This is a genomic window from Vibrio sp. 10N.261.55.C5 (assembly GCF_041470505.1).
GTDB classification, from domain to species: Bacteria; Pseudomonadota; Gammaproteobacteria; order Enterobacterales; family Vibrionaceae; genus Vibrio; species Vibrio crassostreae_C.
Genome location: NZ_JBFRMS010000074.1, coordinates 1 through 578 on the forward strand (window position 1 = coordinate 1; position 578 = coordinate 578).

Below are 578 nucleotides of genomic sequence, written 5' to 3' on the forward strand. Positions count from 1 at the left end.
ATGTCCGTTGCGCCTGTTAATAGGTCTGCATCAGTGAAGATTAACGTGCCGTCTTCTTCAACACTGAATTGTTGGTCTTGTGGAACAGGTAAATCATTTACTGGGTTAACCGTCAGGTCTGCTGAAGCTTGAACGGTATTGGTGCCATCTGAGATATCGAAGCTGATATCGATGTCACCATTGAAGTTCTCATCTGGCGTAATCGTGAAGCTGCCGTCATCGTTTTGAGTAACGGTTGCATCACCGTCGACCGTTAAGCCGCTGGCTGTTAGGTCATCGCCTTCAACATCTGATGCTTGTGATAGCAACTGCTCTTGGCTTAAACGGATAGAACCGTCTTCATCGATTGAGTACGCTAAGTCACCAGACACTGGCGCATCATCAACCGCAGTCACACTTACATCGATGTTCGCAGAGACCGTATCGGTTCCGTCTGACACATCGAAGCCGAAGTTTACGTCGCCATTGAAGTTTTCGTTTGGCGCAAAGGTGTAAGTCCCGTTGCCGTTGTCGGTCAGGATACCGTCGCCACCATCGTAGGTCACACCTTCAACCGTTAGGTTGTCACCTTCAATGTC

1 protein-coding gene is annotated in these 578 nt (G+C 48.8%); it reads right to left on the reverse strand.

Annotated elements, in window-relative coordinates:
- A partial coding sequence (locus AB4263_RS22240; RefSeq protein WP_372098921.1) for a cadherin-like domain-containing protein occupies window positions 1–578 on the reverse strand: 578 nt, incomplete at both ends.